The organism is Actinoplanes hulinensis (genome assembly GCF_019429605.1).
GTDB classification, from domain to species: domain Bacteria; phylum Actinomycetota; class Actinomycetes; order Mycobacteriales; family Micromonosporaceae; genus Actinoplanes; species Actinoplanes campanulatus.
This window is the reverse complement of sequence record NZ_JAHXZI010000001.1, coordinates 514,448-527,419: the sequence shown is the minus strand read 5'-3', so window position 1 is coordinate 527,419 and position 12,972 is coordinate 514,448. Positions and strand designations below refer to the sequence as shown.

Here is a 12,972-nt window from a genome sequence, read left to right as displayed (position 1 = left end):
CCCCTCAGTAGGGTGGATGACATGTGGCAGGCCGAAGTCCGCGTCGATCTGGACGCGATCCGGGACAATGTCGCGTCGCTGTGCGCCCGCACCTCCGCTGAGGTGCTGGTGGCGGTCAAGGCGGACGGCTACGGGCACGGCATGGTGCCGGCCGCCCGGGCCGCGCTCGCCGGCGGCGCCACCTGGCTCGGCGTCGCCACCCTCGACGAGGCGCTGACGCTGCGCCGGGCGGGCGTCGATGCGCCCGTCCTGGCCTGGCTGCTCACCCCCGGGCTCGACCTGCACGAGGGAGTCGGTGCCGGGGTCGACCTGAGCGCCGCGACCACGGCCATGCTCGGCGAGCTGGTCGCCGCCGCCCGGCGGGCCGGCCGCCCGGCCCGGGTGCACCTCAAACTCGACACCGGCCTGGCCCGGGGCGGCGCGGTCCCCGCCGAGTGGGCGGCGCTGTTCGAGGCGGCGGCCAAGGCCCAGGCCGGCGGCGACATCGAGGCGGTCGGGGTGTGGAGCCACTTCGCCTGCGCCGACGAGCCCGGTCACGAGTCGGTCGGCCGGCAGCTCGCCGCCTTCCACGAGGGACTGGCCCTGGCCGAGACCTTCGGGATCAACCCCCGCTACCGGCACATCGCCAACTCGGCCGCCACGCTGACCCGGCCGGACGCGCACTTCGACCTGGTCCGGGTCGGGATCGCGGCGTATGGTCTGTCGCCCGTCGCCGGAGAGACGTACGGTCTGCGTCCCGCCATGACGGCTCGCGCCCGGGTGATGCTGACCAAGCGGGTGCCGGCCGGTCAGGGCGTGTCGTACGGGTTGACCTACACGACGTCCCGGGAGACGACCCTGGCCGTGGTCCCGCTGGGCTACGGCGACGGGGTGCCCCGCCACGCGTCCAGCTCCGGCCCGGTCCGGGTGGGCGGCGTCACGGCGCGGATCGCCGGGCGGGTCTGCATGGATCAGGTGGTGGTGGACGTGGGCGACGAGCCGGTGGCCGCTGGTGACGTGGCGGTCCTGTTCGGGCCGGGCGACGACGGCGAGCCGACGGCCGACGACTGGGCCGCCGCGACCGGCACGATCAACTACGAGATCGTCACCCGGTTCGGCAGCAGCCGGATCCCACGGCACTACGACGGGGAGGTCGCTCCGTGAAGCGGTCGAAGGTCGCCAAGCGGGCGGGCATATTCGGGGCCGCGGTCGGTGTGGCCGCGGCCGGTCTGGCCACGGCCTTCGCTGTGGAGCGGGCGCTGGTGCGGCGGTCGGTCAACGCGCCCGGCGACCCCTATGTCGACGAGCCGTTCGGTGACCAGCCGCACGACCGGTCGCTGACGGTCACCGCGGCCGACGGCACCGACCTGCATGTGGAGATCATCGAGCCGGCGGGCGCGAGCACCGAGCCGACGATCGTCTTCGTCCACGGGTTCGCGCTGGACATGGGCACCTTCTACTTCCAGCGCAAGGAGCTGGCCGCGCGCGGCACGCACCGGCTGGTCTTCTACGACCAGCCCGGCCACGGCCGGTCCAGCAAGCTCAAATCGGGGACGTACGATCTGGCCGCCCTGGGCCGCTCGCTGGCCGCGGTGCTGGAGGAGACCGTGCCCGAGGGCCGGATCATCCTGGCCGGCCACTCGATGGGCGGGATGACCATCATGGCGTTCGCCGAGCAGTTCCCGGCCTGGTTCGGCAACCGGGTCACCGGCGTGGTGCTGATCTCCACCTCGGCCGGGCTGTTCGACAAGGCCAAGCTCGGCATCACCAACGTGGTGGCCCGGGTCAGCGCCCCGTTCTTCCCGCTGTGGGACAGGGCGGCCCAGCTCGGCGGCGGCACCATCGACCGGGCCCGGGTGGCCTCCTCCGACCTGGCCTGGCTGCTCACCCGGCGCTACGGGTTCGGTGAGACCAAGCCCAGCCCGTCGCTGGTCACCTTCGTCGAAAGCATGAATTCGAAGACGTCGGTGGAGACGCTCACCAAGTACCTGCAGACTCTCTACACGCACAACCGGATCCCGGCGCTGTCCGCGCTGCGCGGCGTCCCGGTGCTGGTCGTGGTGGGGGACCGGGACTATCTGACCCCGGTCACCCACTCCAAGGAGATCATCGAGAACCTGCCCGAGGCCGAGCTGCTCACCATAGAGAACAGCGGCCATGTGGTGATGCTGGAGAAGGCCGACCAGGTCAACGCCGCGCTGATCCCGTTCCTGGAGAAACTCACGTGAAGCTGAAGACGGTCGACGACACCCGCGCGTTCGGGCGGCGGCTGGCCGGCCTGCTGCGGCCCGGTGACCTGGTGCTGCTCACCGGCCCGCTGGGCGCCGGCAAGACGGCCCTGGCCCAGGGGATCGGCGCCGGCCTGGGCGTGGAGGGGCCGATCACCTCGCCGACGTTCGTGATCGCGCGGGTGCATCGTGGGCCGGTGCCGCTGGTGCACGCCGACGCGTACCGGCTGGGTGACCGGCCGGACCCGCGGGCCGAGATCGACGACCTCGACCTGGACGCCTCGGCCGACGACGCGGTGACCGTCGTCGAGTGGGGCGTCGGCCTGGTGGAACAGCTCAACGACGAATACCTGCAGGTCCGTCTGGACCGGCTGGACGACGACACCCGCATTGTCGAGTTGTCGCCGCACGGCGGCGACTGGGCACACCGACTGGAGAGCATGTGAACCTGACCGAGCTGCTGCCCGCCGAGTGGCGTGCCGAGCTGACCCCCCACCTCGACGACGCCGCGACCACCGCTCTGGGCCGATGGGCGGCGGAGGAGTATGCGACGCAGACCGTCTACCCGCCGGTGGAGGACCTGTTCGCGGCGTACCGGCTGTGTTCCCCGGAGCAGACCCGGGTGCTGATCCTGGGTCAGGACCCCTATCACGGGCCAGGCCAGGCGCACGGTCTCAGCTTCAGCGTTCGTGACGGGGTCCGCCGGCCACCGTCGCTGAGCAACATCTTCAAGGAGCTCAACGAGGACCTCAACGTGCCCAAGCCGGCGGGCGGCGACCTGACCGGGTGGGCGCGGCAGGGTGTGCTGCTGCTCAACGCGGTTCTGACGGTCCGGGCGGGCAAGGCCGGATCGCACGGCAACAAGGGCTGGGAGGCGTTCACCGACGCCACCATCAAGGCCCTCAACGAGCGTGACGAGCGGATCGTCTTCATGCTCTGGGGCAGCTATGCGAAGAAGAAGGCGGTCCTGGTCACCAACCCGGTGCACGCGATCCTGGAAGCCGGCCACCCGAGCCCGCTGAACAGGGTCGGGTTCCTCGGCAGCCGTCCGTTCAGCGCGGCCAACAAGGCGCTGGCCGACGGCGGACGGCCGGTCATCGACTGGGACCCGCGGGCCACCGTCTAGGGTCACCCTGTGCTGGTACTGGCTCTGGACACCGCAACCCCCGCCTCGACGGCCGCGCTCGTCGAGGTGACCGTGGACGGTCTGACCGGGGTGGCGGAGCGGCGCGCCGTCGATCCGCGCGCCCACGGGGAGCGGCTCGCTCCGGAGATCGCCGCCGTGCTCGCCGACGCCGGTCTCCGGCCGCGGGACGTCACCGCGATCGTGGCCGGTGTCGGGCCGGGGCCCTTCACCGGGCTGCGCGTCGGGCTGGCCACGGCGGCGAGCATGGGGCAGGCGCTCGGCATCCCGACGTACGCGGTGTGCTCGCTGGACGCCCTGGGGCGCGCGGCCGGGCCCGGCCGGGTGCTGATCGCCACCGACGCCCGGCGCCGCGAGGTGTATTTCGCGACGTACGCGGACGGTGAGCGGGTGACCGGGCCGGAGGTGGCCAAGCCGGCCGACCTGGCCGCCCTGGTGCGCGGCGCCACCGGTGGCTCGCTGCCGGCCGGGGTGCTGGTCGGCGCCGAGGAGGCGGGCGGCGGCACGTCGATGGCCGGGCTGGTCGAGCGGGCGGCCGGTGAGGGCGCCCTGAAGTACGGGGACGTGTTCGGCGTGCCGGTCGAGGAGCATCTGCTCTACCCGCCGGGGGCGGCGCTGGTCGCGCTCGCGGCCGAGCGGATCCGGGCGGGCGCGCCGGGCGAGGCGCTGACGCCGCTCTACCTGCGCCGGCCGGACGCGGTGGAGCCGAGCGCCCGCAAGGCGGTGCTCACCTGATGAGCGCCGAGACCCCGGTGCCCGCGAGCCCGCCCCAGGCCCAAGCAGCCGAGGGCCCGGCGGCCGCGGGCCCGGAGGCTGTGAGCCCGGCGGCCGCGGACTATGTGATCGAGCGCTTCCGCTGGTGGCACATCGACGAGGTGATGCCGATCGAGGAGGACCTCTTCGGACCGGAGAAGTGGTCCGCCGCCATGTTCTGGAACGAGCTGGCCACCCGCCAGTTCTACCTGGTCGCCACGGAGGCGGACGGCGCGGTGGCCGGCTATGCCGGACTGTCCGTCGTGGACGAGCACGAGTCCTGGGTGCAGAACATCGCGGTCCGCCGGGACGCGCAACGGCGGGGAATCGGCCGCGGCCTGCTGGAGGCGCTGCTTGCCGAGGCGGCCCGGCGCGGTGCCCGTAAGACGCTGCTCGAGGTGGCCGTGGACAACGCGGCCGCGCAACGGCTCTACGCCGAGTACGACTTCGAGCCGGTCGGGATCCGGCGCGGCTACTACCAACCCAGCAACACGGACGCCCTGGTGATGATGCGCGATGCGTGACGAACCCCTGGTCCTCGGGATCGAGACCTCCTGCGACGAGACCGGTGTCGGCATCGTGCGCGGGCACACCCTGCTCGCCGACGCGCTGGCCTCCAGTGTGGACCAGCACGCCCGCTTCGGTGGGGTGGTGCCGGAGGTGGCCAGCCGGGCGCACCTGGAGGCGCTGGTCCCGACCATGCAGCGGGCCCTCGACGAGGCCGGGGTGACCCTCGCCGACGTCGACGCGATCGCCGTCACCAGCGGGCCCGGCCTGGCCGGCGCGCTGCTGGTCGGGGTGGCCGCGGCGAAGGGGTACGCGCTCGCCGCCGAGAAGCCGATCTACGGCGTGAACCACCTGGCCGCACACGTGGCGGTGGACACCCTGGAGCACGGCCCGCTGCCCGAGCCGGCGGTGGCGATGCTGGTGTCCGGCGGCCACTCCTCGCTGCTGCTGGTCGACGACCTGACCGCTGGCGTGACGCCGCTCGGGGCGACCATCGACGACGCGGCCGGGGAGGCCTTCGACAAGGTGGCCCGGCTGCTCGGCCTGGGCTTCCCGGGCGGGCCGATCATCGACCGGGCGGCCCGCGAGGGCGACCCGGCGTCGATCGCGTTCCCGCGAGGGCTGACCGCCGCGAAGGACCTGGCGGCGCACCGCTTCGACTTCTCCTTCTCCGGGCTCAAGACGGCCGTGGCCCGCTGGGTGGAGAGCCGGGAGCGGGCCGGCGAGCCGGTGCCGGTGGCGGACGTCTCGGCGAGCTTCCAGGAGGCGGTCTGTGACGTGCTCACCGCCAAGGCGATCGACGCCTGCCGGGCCAACGGGGTGGGCACTCTGGTGATCGGCGGTGGGGTGGCGGCCAACTCGCGTCTGCGCGTGCTCGCCGAGGAACGCGCCGCGAAGCACGGGATCGCGGTCCGCGTACCCCGTCCGGGTTTGTGCACCGACAACGGCGCGATGGTCGCGGCACTCGGCTCGCATCTGGTGCGGGCCGGCGTCGCCCCGAGCCGCCTGGATCTGCCCGCGGATTCCGCGATGAGTTTGACCGCGGTGAGTGTGCCGGGGTAGGAAGCGTTCATGATCGCGCGGATGTGGGAGGTGCGGGCCTCGCGCAGTGGCTTCGACGAGCTGCTGGCCTGGGTCTGCGACACGGCGGTGCCGGCTCTGGAGGTACTGCCACAACATGTGTCGAGTGACGTCTATTCGTCCACCGATCATCGCATCGTCGTCATCACCAAATGGCGCAATACCCCGGAGAGCCTGCTGACGCCGCCGGAGAAGCTGGTGGCACGCGCTCCGCACGTCTGGGATTTCACCCCCGTCGATCGCTGACCCTCGCCGTCGGCGCGTCGCGGCCCTTACCGTCGGGTCCTGATGCGAAGACTGCCCGTCACCGATCCCGGCACACCCGACTCCCGGTCCGCCGCTCGATATCTGTTCTGGCTGGTCCGGCGCTCCCGGCTGACGGTCGCGGCGGCGGCCCTGCTGGCGATCGCCTGGATGGGCTGTCAGGCCCTGGTGCCCGCCCTGGTGGGCCGGGCCGTCGACGCCGCCGTGACGCGCGACGCCGCGGCCCTGCTCGCCGGGGCGCTGCTGCTGCTCGGTGTCGGTGTGGTGCAGGCGCTGACCGGCATCACCCGGCACCGGTTCGCGGTGACCAACTGGCTGGCCGCCGCCTTCCGGACCGTGCAGGTGGTGGTCCGGCAGGCGAACCGGCTCGGATCCACGCTGCCGCGACGGCTGGACGCGGGCGAGGTGGTCGCGATCGGCACCTCGGACATCACCCACATCGGCGGCGCCGTCGACATCACCTCGCGCGGCGCCGGCTCGCTGTTGGCCGTGGTCACGATCACCGTGGTGCTGCTGCGCACGTCGGTGCCGCTGGGCCTGATCGTGCTGGTCGGGGTGCCGTTGCTGATGCTCGTGGTGGGCCTGCTGATCCGGCCGCTGCACCGGCGGCAGAAGGCGTACCGGGAGAGTCAGGGCCGTCTGACCGGCCGGGCCGCGGACCTGGTCGGCGGGCTGCGGGTGCTGCGCGGCGTGGGCGGGGAGTCGACCATGGCGGCGCGCTACCGCGCCGAGTCACAGGCGCTGCGCGCGGCGGGGGTACGAACGGCGCGCGTCGAATCGCTGCTGGAGGCGGCCCAGGTGCTGCTGCCCGGGGCGTTCCTGGTGCTGGTCACCTGGCTGGGCGCCCGGTTCGCGGCGGACGGGCGGATCACCGTGGGGCAGTTGGTGTCGTTCTACGCGTACGCCGCCTTCCTGGTCGCCCCGCTGCGCCAGCTCACCGACGTGCTGGACAAGATGACCCGGGGCCACGTGTCGAGCCGCCGGGTGGTGGCCATGCTCCAGGTGGAGGGCGACCTGCCGGATCCACCGGAGCCGGTCCCGCTGCCCTCGGGTGAGCTGGCCGACTCCGGGTCGGGGGTGCGGATCCCGCCGGGCCGGCTGACCGCGATCGTGGCGTCCACGCCGGCCGACGCGGCCCGGATCGCCGACCGGCTCGGCCGGTACGCCGACGGCGCCACGATGGACGGTGTGCCGCTGTCGGCCGTGGCTCTGGCCGAGGTGCGGGACCGGATCCTGGTCGTCGACAACGACGCCCACCTGTTCTCCGGACGGCTGGGCTCCGATCTGGACCCGGAAGGCCGCGGCGGTGTCGCCCGGGCGCTCGCGGCCGCCGGCGCCACCGACATCGTCGACGCCCTCCCGAACGCCCTGGACACGGTGACAGCCGACCGCGGCCGCTCCTTCTCCGGCGGCCAGCAGCAGCGGCTGCGCCTGGCCCGCGCGCTGATCGCCGACCCCGAGGTGCTGATCCTGGTGGAGCCGACGAACGCCGTCGACGCCCACACCGAGGCCCGCATCGCCGAGCGGCTGCGTGCCGCCCGCAGCGGCCGGACCACCGTGGTGTGCACGTCCAGCCCGCTGGTGCTGAGCCGCACCGATCACGTCTGCTACGTCGAGGACGGCCGGTTGGTGGCCGCCGGCCGGCACCGGGACCTGCTCCGCGGTGAACCCGGCTACGCCCGGATGGTGCTGCGCGAGGAGAAGCAGTGACCCGCCTGCTCCCGGTGGCGAGCGCCGTGCAGGCCCGCCGGTACGCCCGCGACCTGATCCGCCGCTACCCGGCCATGTTCCGCGCCACGATCGGTCTGCACGCGGCCGCGGCCCTGGCCGGGCTGGCCGGCCCGCGACTGCTCGGCGAGATGGTGCAGGGCATCCACGACGGCGTGCCGCTGGACCGGCTGGACCGGTTGGCTCTGATGATCGGCGGATTCGTGCTGGCGCAGTCGGTGCTGATCCGGTTCGCCCATCTGGCCTCGGCCCGGCTGGGCGAGCGGGTGCTGGCCCGGCTGCGGGAGGAGTTCGTGACCCGGGTGCTGGGCCTGCCGCTGTCCACCGTGGAGGCGGCCGGCTCCGGTGACCTGCTGACCCGGACCACCCGGGATGTCGACGCACTGTCCAAATGCGTCCGTTTCGCGGTGCCGGAGACCCTGATCGCACTGATCACCCTGATTCTCGTGGTGGCGGCGCTGTTGCTGGTCAGCCCGGTGTTCGCGGTGCCGTTGCTGATCGGGGTGCCGATCATGACGGTGGGCACCCGGTGGTACCTGCGGCACGCCCCGCGCGGCTATCTCCGGCAGAACGCCGCCTACTCGGACGTGACCGAGGGGCTCACCGAGACGGTCGAGGGCGCCCGGACGGTCGAGGCCATGCGACGGCAGCGGCAGCGGGCCGGGCGCACCGACGCGGACCTGCGGCGGTCGTGGCGGGCCGAGCGGTACACGCTGCGCCTGCGGACCGTGTGGTGGCCGGTCATCGAGATCAGCTACGTGCTGCCGATGGTGCTCACCCTGCTCGCCGGAGGCCTGCTCTACCTGCACGACACGGTGACCCTGGGTGAGCTGACCGCCGCGGTGGTCTACGTGCAGCAGCTGGTCGATCCGCTGGACCGGCTGGTCGGCTGGCTGGACGAGCTGGAAGTGGGCGGGGCCGCCCTGGCCCGGTTGCTGGGCGTGACCGCCGGGCCGCAGCCGCAGCCGGCCGGGACCGCGGCGCCGGACGGGACCCGCGTCGAGCTGTGCGGTGTCCGGTTCGGCTACGAGCCGGGCCGGGAGGTGCTGCACGGCGTAGACCTGGTCCTGGAACCGGGCGAGCGGCTCGCCGTCGTCGGCGTCTCCGGCGCCGGCAAGTCCACCCTGGGCCGTCTGCTCGCCGGCATCCACCAGCCCACCTCGGGGACCGTCACGGTCGGCGGGACGCCGCTGGCCGCGCTGCCGCCGGAACGGCTGCGCGCCGAGGTCGCGCTGGTCACCCAGGAACACCACGTCTTCGTGGGCACGCTCCGCGACAACGTCGCGATGGTGCGTCCCGGCGTCCACGAGGGCGAGGTACGGGCAGCGCTCACCGCCGTACAGGCCCTGCACTGGGCGGACGCGCTGCCGGACGGGCTGGACACGGTCGTCGGCGCCGGCGGGCATCCGCTCTCCCCGGCCCAGGCGCAGCAGGTGGCGCTGGCCCGGCTGGTGATCGCCGACCCGCACACCCTGGTGCTCGACGAGGCCACCGCGATGCTGGACCCGCGGGCCGCCCGGGATCTGGAGCGCTCGCTGGCCGCGGTGGTCAGCGGGCGGACCGTGGTGGCCATCGCGCACCGGCTCTTCTCGGCACACGACGCGGACCGGGTCGCCGTCGTGGAGGACGGTCGGATCACCGAGCTGGGGCCGCACGACGAGCTGGTGGCGGCGGGCGGGGCCTACGCGGCGCTGTGGCGGTCCTGGCAGGGTGGCACCGAGCCGGCCGAGGTGTCCGAGCACGCGTAGCCCGTACCCCGAAAAGGAAAGGGCGCGCCCCGCAGAGCGCGCCCTTCACATCGAAGCCCGACCCGGTCAGAAGCCCGGACCGTGCTGGTGGCCGTGCCCGTGACCGTGGCTGTGGCCGTGACCACCGCCGGCGGCCGGAGCCGCCTCGGCCGGCTTCTCCACCACGAGGCTCTCGGTGGTCAGCAGGAGACCGGCGATCGAGACGGCGTTGGAGACCGCGTTGCGGGTCACCTTCACCGGGTCGATGATGCCGGCCGCGGCCAGGTCGACGTACTCGTCGGTGGCCGCGTTGAGGCCGTGGCCCCAGCCCAGCTCGTTGACCTTGCCCACCACGACGTAGCCGTCGTGACCGGCGTTCTGCGCGATCCAGCGCAGCGGCTCGACCAGCGCCTTGCGGACGATGCCGACGCCGAGCGCCTCCTCGCCGCTGAGGCCCAGGTTGCCCTCGAGGTCCTTGGCGACCTGCGCGAGTGCGGCGCCGCCGCCCGGGACGGTGCCCTCCTCGACGGCCGCCTTGGTCGCCGCGATGGCGTCCTCGATGCGGTGCTTGCGCTCCTTCATCTCGACCTCGGTGGCCGCGCCGACCTTGATCACCGCGATGCCGCCGGAGAGCTTGGCCAGCCGCTCCGAGAGCTTCTCGCGGTCCCAGTCGGAGTCGGACGCCTCGATCTCCTTGCGGATCTGCGCGACCCGGTCGGCGATGTCGGACGAGTTGCCGCCACCGTCGACGATCGTGGTGTTCTCCTTGTCGACGACGATCCGCCGGGCGCTGCCCAGCGACTCGATGCCGACCTGGTCGAGCTTGTAGCCCAGCTCGGGGGCGATCAGCTCGCCACCGGTGGCGATCGCCAGGTCCTGGAGGATCGCCTTGCGGCGGTCACCGAAACCGGGCGCCTTCACCGCGGCGACCTTGATGGTCTTGCGCAGCGAGTTGACCACCAGGGTGGACAGGGCCTGGCCCTCGACGTCCTCCGCGACGATCAGCAGCGGCTTGCCGGTCTGGAGCACCTTCTCCAGCAGCGGAAGCAGTTCCTCGATGCTGGAGATCTTCTGGGTGGTGAGGAGGATGTGCGCGTCCTCCAGCACCGCCTCCTGCGACTCGGCGTCGGTCACGAAGTTCGGCGAGATGAAGCCCTTGTCGAACTGGAGACCCTCGGTCACCTCGAGCTCGGTCTGGAGCGCCGAGCCCTCCTCGACGGTGATCACACCGTCGCGGCCGACCCGGTCCATCGCGTCGGCGATGAGCTTGCCGATGTTCGCGTCCTGCGCCGAGATGGTGGCGACGTTGGCGATCGCCTTGTGGTCGGCGACCTCGACGGCCTTGGCGAGCAGCGCCTTGGACACGGCCTCGGCGGCCTGGTCCATGCCCCGCTTGAGGCCGATCGGGTTGGCGCCCGCGGTCACGTTGCGCAGGCCCTCGCGGACCAGCGCCTGCGCGAGAACGGTCGCCGTGGTGGTCCCGTCACCGGCGACGTCGTTGGTCTTGGTCGCCACCTCCTTGACGAGCTGCGCGCCGAGGTTCTCGTACGGGTCGGTGAGCTCGATCTCCTTGGCGATGGTCACGCCGTCGTTGGTGATCGTGGGAGCGCCGAACTTCTTGTCCAGGACGACGTTGCGCCCGCGCGGCCCGAGGGTGACCTTGACCGTGTCGGCGAGCGTGTTGACGCCGTGCTCCAGGAGGTGCCGGGCGTCGTCAGAGAAGCTGAGGATCTTCGCCATGTATTGGTCCCTTCACGCACGGGCGCCCTGCCCCGAGAACCGGAACAGGGCGCCTGCACAGACGGTTAGGTCTTACTTCTCGATGACCGCGAGGACGTCGCGGGCGGAGAGCACCAGGTACTCCTCGCCGGCGTACTTGACCTCGGTGCCGCCGTACTTCGAGTAGAGAACAACGTCGCCGACCTTGACGTCGAGCGGGACGCGGTTGCCCTTGTCGTCGATCCGGCCGGGGCCGACGGCGAGGACGGTGCCCTCCTGGGGCTTCTCCTTGGCGGTGTCGGGGATCACGATGCCGGAGGCGGTCGTGGTCTCAGCCTCGTTCGCCTGGACCACGATGCGGTCCTCGAGCGGCTTGATCGCAACCTTGGTCGCGGTAGTCACGGGCATACCCTCCTGGGTACAGGTTTCGCCGGCCTTGAACCAGGCCGGTCAATGCCTCATGCCACCGGGCGGGGCCGTCGTCGCGGGTGCCGGTCCGCCTGGTGCCTAACCGCACGGACGGGCCGTGCGGTTGGCACCCTCATGGTGAGAGTGCTAACCGGAGACTATGCCGGAACTAGCACTCCGTCAACCAGAGTGCCAACCTGTCACGCCAGGGAGAATGCCTGACGTGACACCTGAGTTGTTGCAACGATTGCGGACCCCGGAGGGGTCGAAAGCCCTGGCCGTGGCGGCCGAGGTGACCGGCGGTGAGCCGCTCGCCGCGGCCTCGGCCATGCGGGCCCGGGGCTTCGGCGCGGAACTCGCCGCGGCCGCCTTGACCCAGGCTAGTTTGCGTGGGCGCGCCGCAGGCAAGTTCGGCGCGGACGCCGCCGCCATGTTCTTCACCCGGGCCGGGCTGGAGCAGGCGACGCGCGCGGCCGTCGCGGACCGGCGGGCGGCGCGGCTCGCCGCCGCCGGCGTCGAGACCCTCGCCGATCTGGGGTGCGGGCTGGGCTCCGACGCGCTGGCGGCGGCCCGGCACGGCATCTCCGTGTACGCCGTGGACGCCGACCCGCTGACCGCCGCCCTGGCCGCCGCGAACGCCGAGGCCGCCGGGCTCTCCGGCCGGATCACCGTGGAGTGCGCGGACGCCACCACGGTCGAGGTCGAGCGGTACGGCGCGGTCTTCGCCGACCCGGCCCGCCGCCAGGCCGGCCGGGGCCGGGTGTTCGACCCGAAGGCCTACTCGCCGCCGTGGGACTTCATCGCCGGCCTGCCCGTACGGGTGCCCCGCACGGTGCTGAAACTGGCGCCCGGCATCGATCACGGTCTGCTGCCGCCGGGCGCCGAGGGGGAATGGGTCAGTGTCGGCGGCGACCTGGTCGAGGCGGCCTTCTGGTGCGGCCCGCTGGCGTCCGCGGAGCGCCGGGCCACCCTGATCAGCGGCTCCGAGGTGAGCGGGCTGACCGGCTCGGGCCTGGAACGGGCGCCGGTCGGCCCGGTCGGCGCCTGGATCTACGACCTCGACCCGGCGGTGATCCGTTCGCACCTGGTCGCCGAGTTCGCCGCGAGTGTGGGCGGGTGGCTGGCCGACCCGGAGATCGCCTACGTCTACACCGACGAGCCGGTGGACACGCCGTTCGCCCGCCGCCTCGGGGTGACCGACGTGCTGCCGTTCTCGCTCAAGCGGCTGCGGGCGCTGCTGCGCGAGCGTGGCGTCGGGGTGCTGGAGATCCGCAAGCGCGGCTCGGCGCTGGTGCCCGACCAACTGCGCAAGGACCTCAAACTGTCCGGTCCGAACACGGCGGGCCTGCTGCTGACCCGGGTGGACGGGGCTCCCACGGCGCTCCTGACAACAACGGCGTAACAGGTCGGAATCGGACGTGCGCGGAGATCGGCC

The 12,972-nt window shown here is 72.8% G+C and carries 13 protein-coding genes; 11 read left to right on the top strand and 2 right to left on the bottom strand.

The features are described 5' to 3' along the window. The first annotated feature begins 21 nt into the window (after nucleotides 1–21). The 10 genes from alr to KZ829_RS02485 all read left to right on the top strand — a co-directional run bounded on the left by alr (nucleotide 22) and on the right by KZ829_RS02485 (nucleotide 9,431). Entirely contained in the window at nucleotides 22–1,143 is a 1,122-nt protein-coding gene (gene alr, locus KZ829_RS02530; RefSeq protein ID WP_220142223.1) for an alanine racemase, read from the top strand. Continuing rightward, nucleotides 1,140–2,207, top strand: a complete 1,068-nt coding sequence (locus KZ829_RS02525; RefSeq protein WP_220142222.1) for an alpha/beta fold hydrolase — start codon at nucleotides 1,140–1,142, stop codon at nucleotides 2,205–2,207. Before alr ends, KZ829_RS02525 begins: the two co-directional genes overlap by 4 nt. Further along, entirely contained in the window at nucleotides 2,204–2,653 is a 450-nt protein-coding gene (gene tsaE, locus KZ829_RS02520; RefSeq protein ID WP_183222879.1) for a tRNA (adenosine(37)-N6)-threonylcarbamoyltransferase complex ATPase subunit type 1 TsaE, read from the top strand. The genes KZ829_RS02525 and tsaE overlap by 4 nt, the downstream gene beginning before the upstream one ends. After that, entirely contained in the window at nucleotides 2,650–3,333 is a 684-nt protein-coding gene (ung, locus tag KZ829_RS02515) for a uracil-DNA glycosylase (protein ID WP_220142221.1), read from the top strand. Before tsaE ends, ung begins: the two co-directional genes overlap by 4 nt. A gap of 9 nt (nucleotides 3,334–3,342) precedes the next feature. Continuing rightward, nucleotides 3,343–4,086 (top strand): tRNA (adenosine(37)-N6)-threonylcarbamoyltransferase complex dimerization subunit type 1 TsaB, encoded by a 744-nt coding sequence (tsaB, locus tag KZ829_RS02510; protein ID WP_220142220.1) that lies wholly within the window; start codon nucleotides 3,343–3,345, stop codon nucleotides 4,084–4,086. A gap of 143 nt (nucleotides 4,087–4,229) precedes the next feature. Continuing rightward, nucleotides 4,230–4,628 (top strand): ribosomal protein S18-alanine N-acetyltransferase, encoded by a 399-nt coding sequence (gene rimI / locus KZ829_RS02505; RefSeq protein WP_246635022.1) that lies wholly within the window; start codon nucleotides 4,230–4,232, stop codon nucleotides 4,626–4,628. Beyond that, nucleotides 4,621–5,673, top strand: coding sequence for a tRNA (adenosine(37)-N6)-threonylcarbamoyltransferase complex transferase subunit TsaD (tsaD, locus tag KZ829_RS02500; RefSeq protein ID WP_220142218.1), 1,053 nt, complete (start codon nucleotides 4,621–4,623; stop codon nucleotides 5,671–5,673). The genes rimI and tsaD overlap by 8 nt, the downstream gene beginning before the upstream one ends. A gap of 9 nt (nucleotides 5,674–5,682) precedes the next feature. Continuing rightward, nucleotides 5,683–5,937 carry a hypothetical protein gene (locus KZ829_RS02495; RefSeq protein ID WP_183222884.1) on the top strand — a complete coding sequence of 85 codons (255 nt, stop codon included), beginning with the start codon at nucleotides 5,683–5,685 and terminating at the stop codon, nucleotides 5,935–5,937. Between the two features lie 42 nt (nucleotides 5,938–5,979). Further along, on the top strand, nucleotides 5,980–7,665 hold the full coding sequence (locus tag KZ829_RS02490; RefSeq protein WP_220142217.1) for an ABC transporter transmembrane domain-containing protein: 1,686 nt from the start codon (nucleotides 5,980–5,982) through the stop codon (nucleotides 7,663–7,665). Further along, the gene (locus KZ829_RS02485; RefSeq protein ID WP_220142216.1) at nucleotides 7,662–9,431 is read left to right on the top strand and encodes an ABC transporter ATP-binding protein; all 1,770 of its coding nucleotides are present in this window, start codon (nucleotides 7,662–7,664) and stop codon (nucleotides 9,429–9,431) included. The genes KZ829_RS02490 and KZ829_RS02485 overlap by 4 nt, the downstream gene beginning before the upstream one ends. Nucleotides 9,432–9,497: 66 nt before the next feature. On the opposite strand, the gene groL is transcribed toward KZ829_RS02485, so the two are convergent. Both groL and groES read right to left on the bottom strand, forming a co-directional pair. Continuing rightward, entirely contained in the window at nucleotides 9,498–11,150 is a 1,653-nt protein-coding gene (groL, locus tag KZ829_RS02480; RefSeq protein WP_220142215.1) for a chaperonin GroEL, read from the bottom strand. Between the two features lie 72 nt (nucleotides 11,151–11,222). After that, complete coding sequence (groES, locus tag KZ829_RS02475) at nucleotides 11,223–11,531, bottom strand: co-chaperone GroES (RefSeq protein ID WP_014687825.1); 309 nt, start codon at nucleotides 11,529–11,531, stop codon at nucleotides 11,223–11,225. A gap of 220 nt (nucleotides 11,532–11,751) precedes the next feature. On the opposite strand from groES, the gene KZ829_RS02470 reads away from it, so the two are divergent. After that, a complete protein-coding gene (locus KZ829_RS02470) occupies nucleotides 11,752–12,939 on the top strand; it encodes a class I SAM-dependent methyltransferase (protein WP_220142214.1) in 1,188 nt (395 codons plus the stop codon). Nucleotides 12,940–12,972: the final 33 nt, after the last annotated feature.

What these genes read in the sequence shown, in the direction of transcription:
- alr (WP_220142223.1), top strand. Translation starts at nt 22, where the DNA reads ATGTGGCAGGCCGAAGTCCGCGTCGATCTGGACGCGATCCGGGACAAT.
- rimI (WP_246635022.1), top strand. Translation starts at nt 4,230, where the DNA reads ATGCCGATCGAGGAGGACCTCTTCGGACCGGAGAAGTGGTCCGCCGCC.
- tsaD (WP_220142218.1), top strand. Translation starts at nt 4,621, where the DNA reads ATGCGTGACGAACCCCTGGTCCTCGGGATCGAGACCTCCTGCGACGAG.
- KZ829_RS02495 (WP_183222884.1), top strand. Translation starts at nt 5,683, where the DNA reads ATGATCGCGCGGATGTGGGAGGTGCGGGCCTCGCGCAGTGGCTTCGAC.
- KZ829_RS02490 (WP_220142217.1), top strand. Translation starts at nt 5,980, where the DNA reads ATGCGAAGACTGCCCGTCACCGATCCCGGCACACCCGACTCCCGGTCC.
- groL (WP_220142215.1), bottom strand. Translation starts at nt 11,150, where the DNA reads ATGGCGAAGATCCTCAGCTTCTCTGACGACGCCCGGCACCTCCTGGAG.
- KZ829_RS02470 (WP_220142214.1), top strand. Translation starts at nt 11,752, where the DNA reads ATGCCTGACGTGACACCTGAGTTGTTGCAACGATTGCGGACCCCGGAG.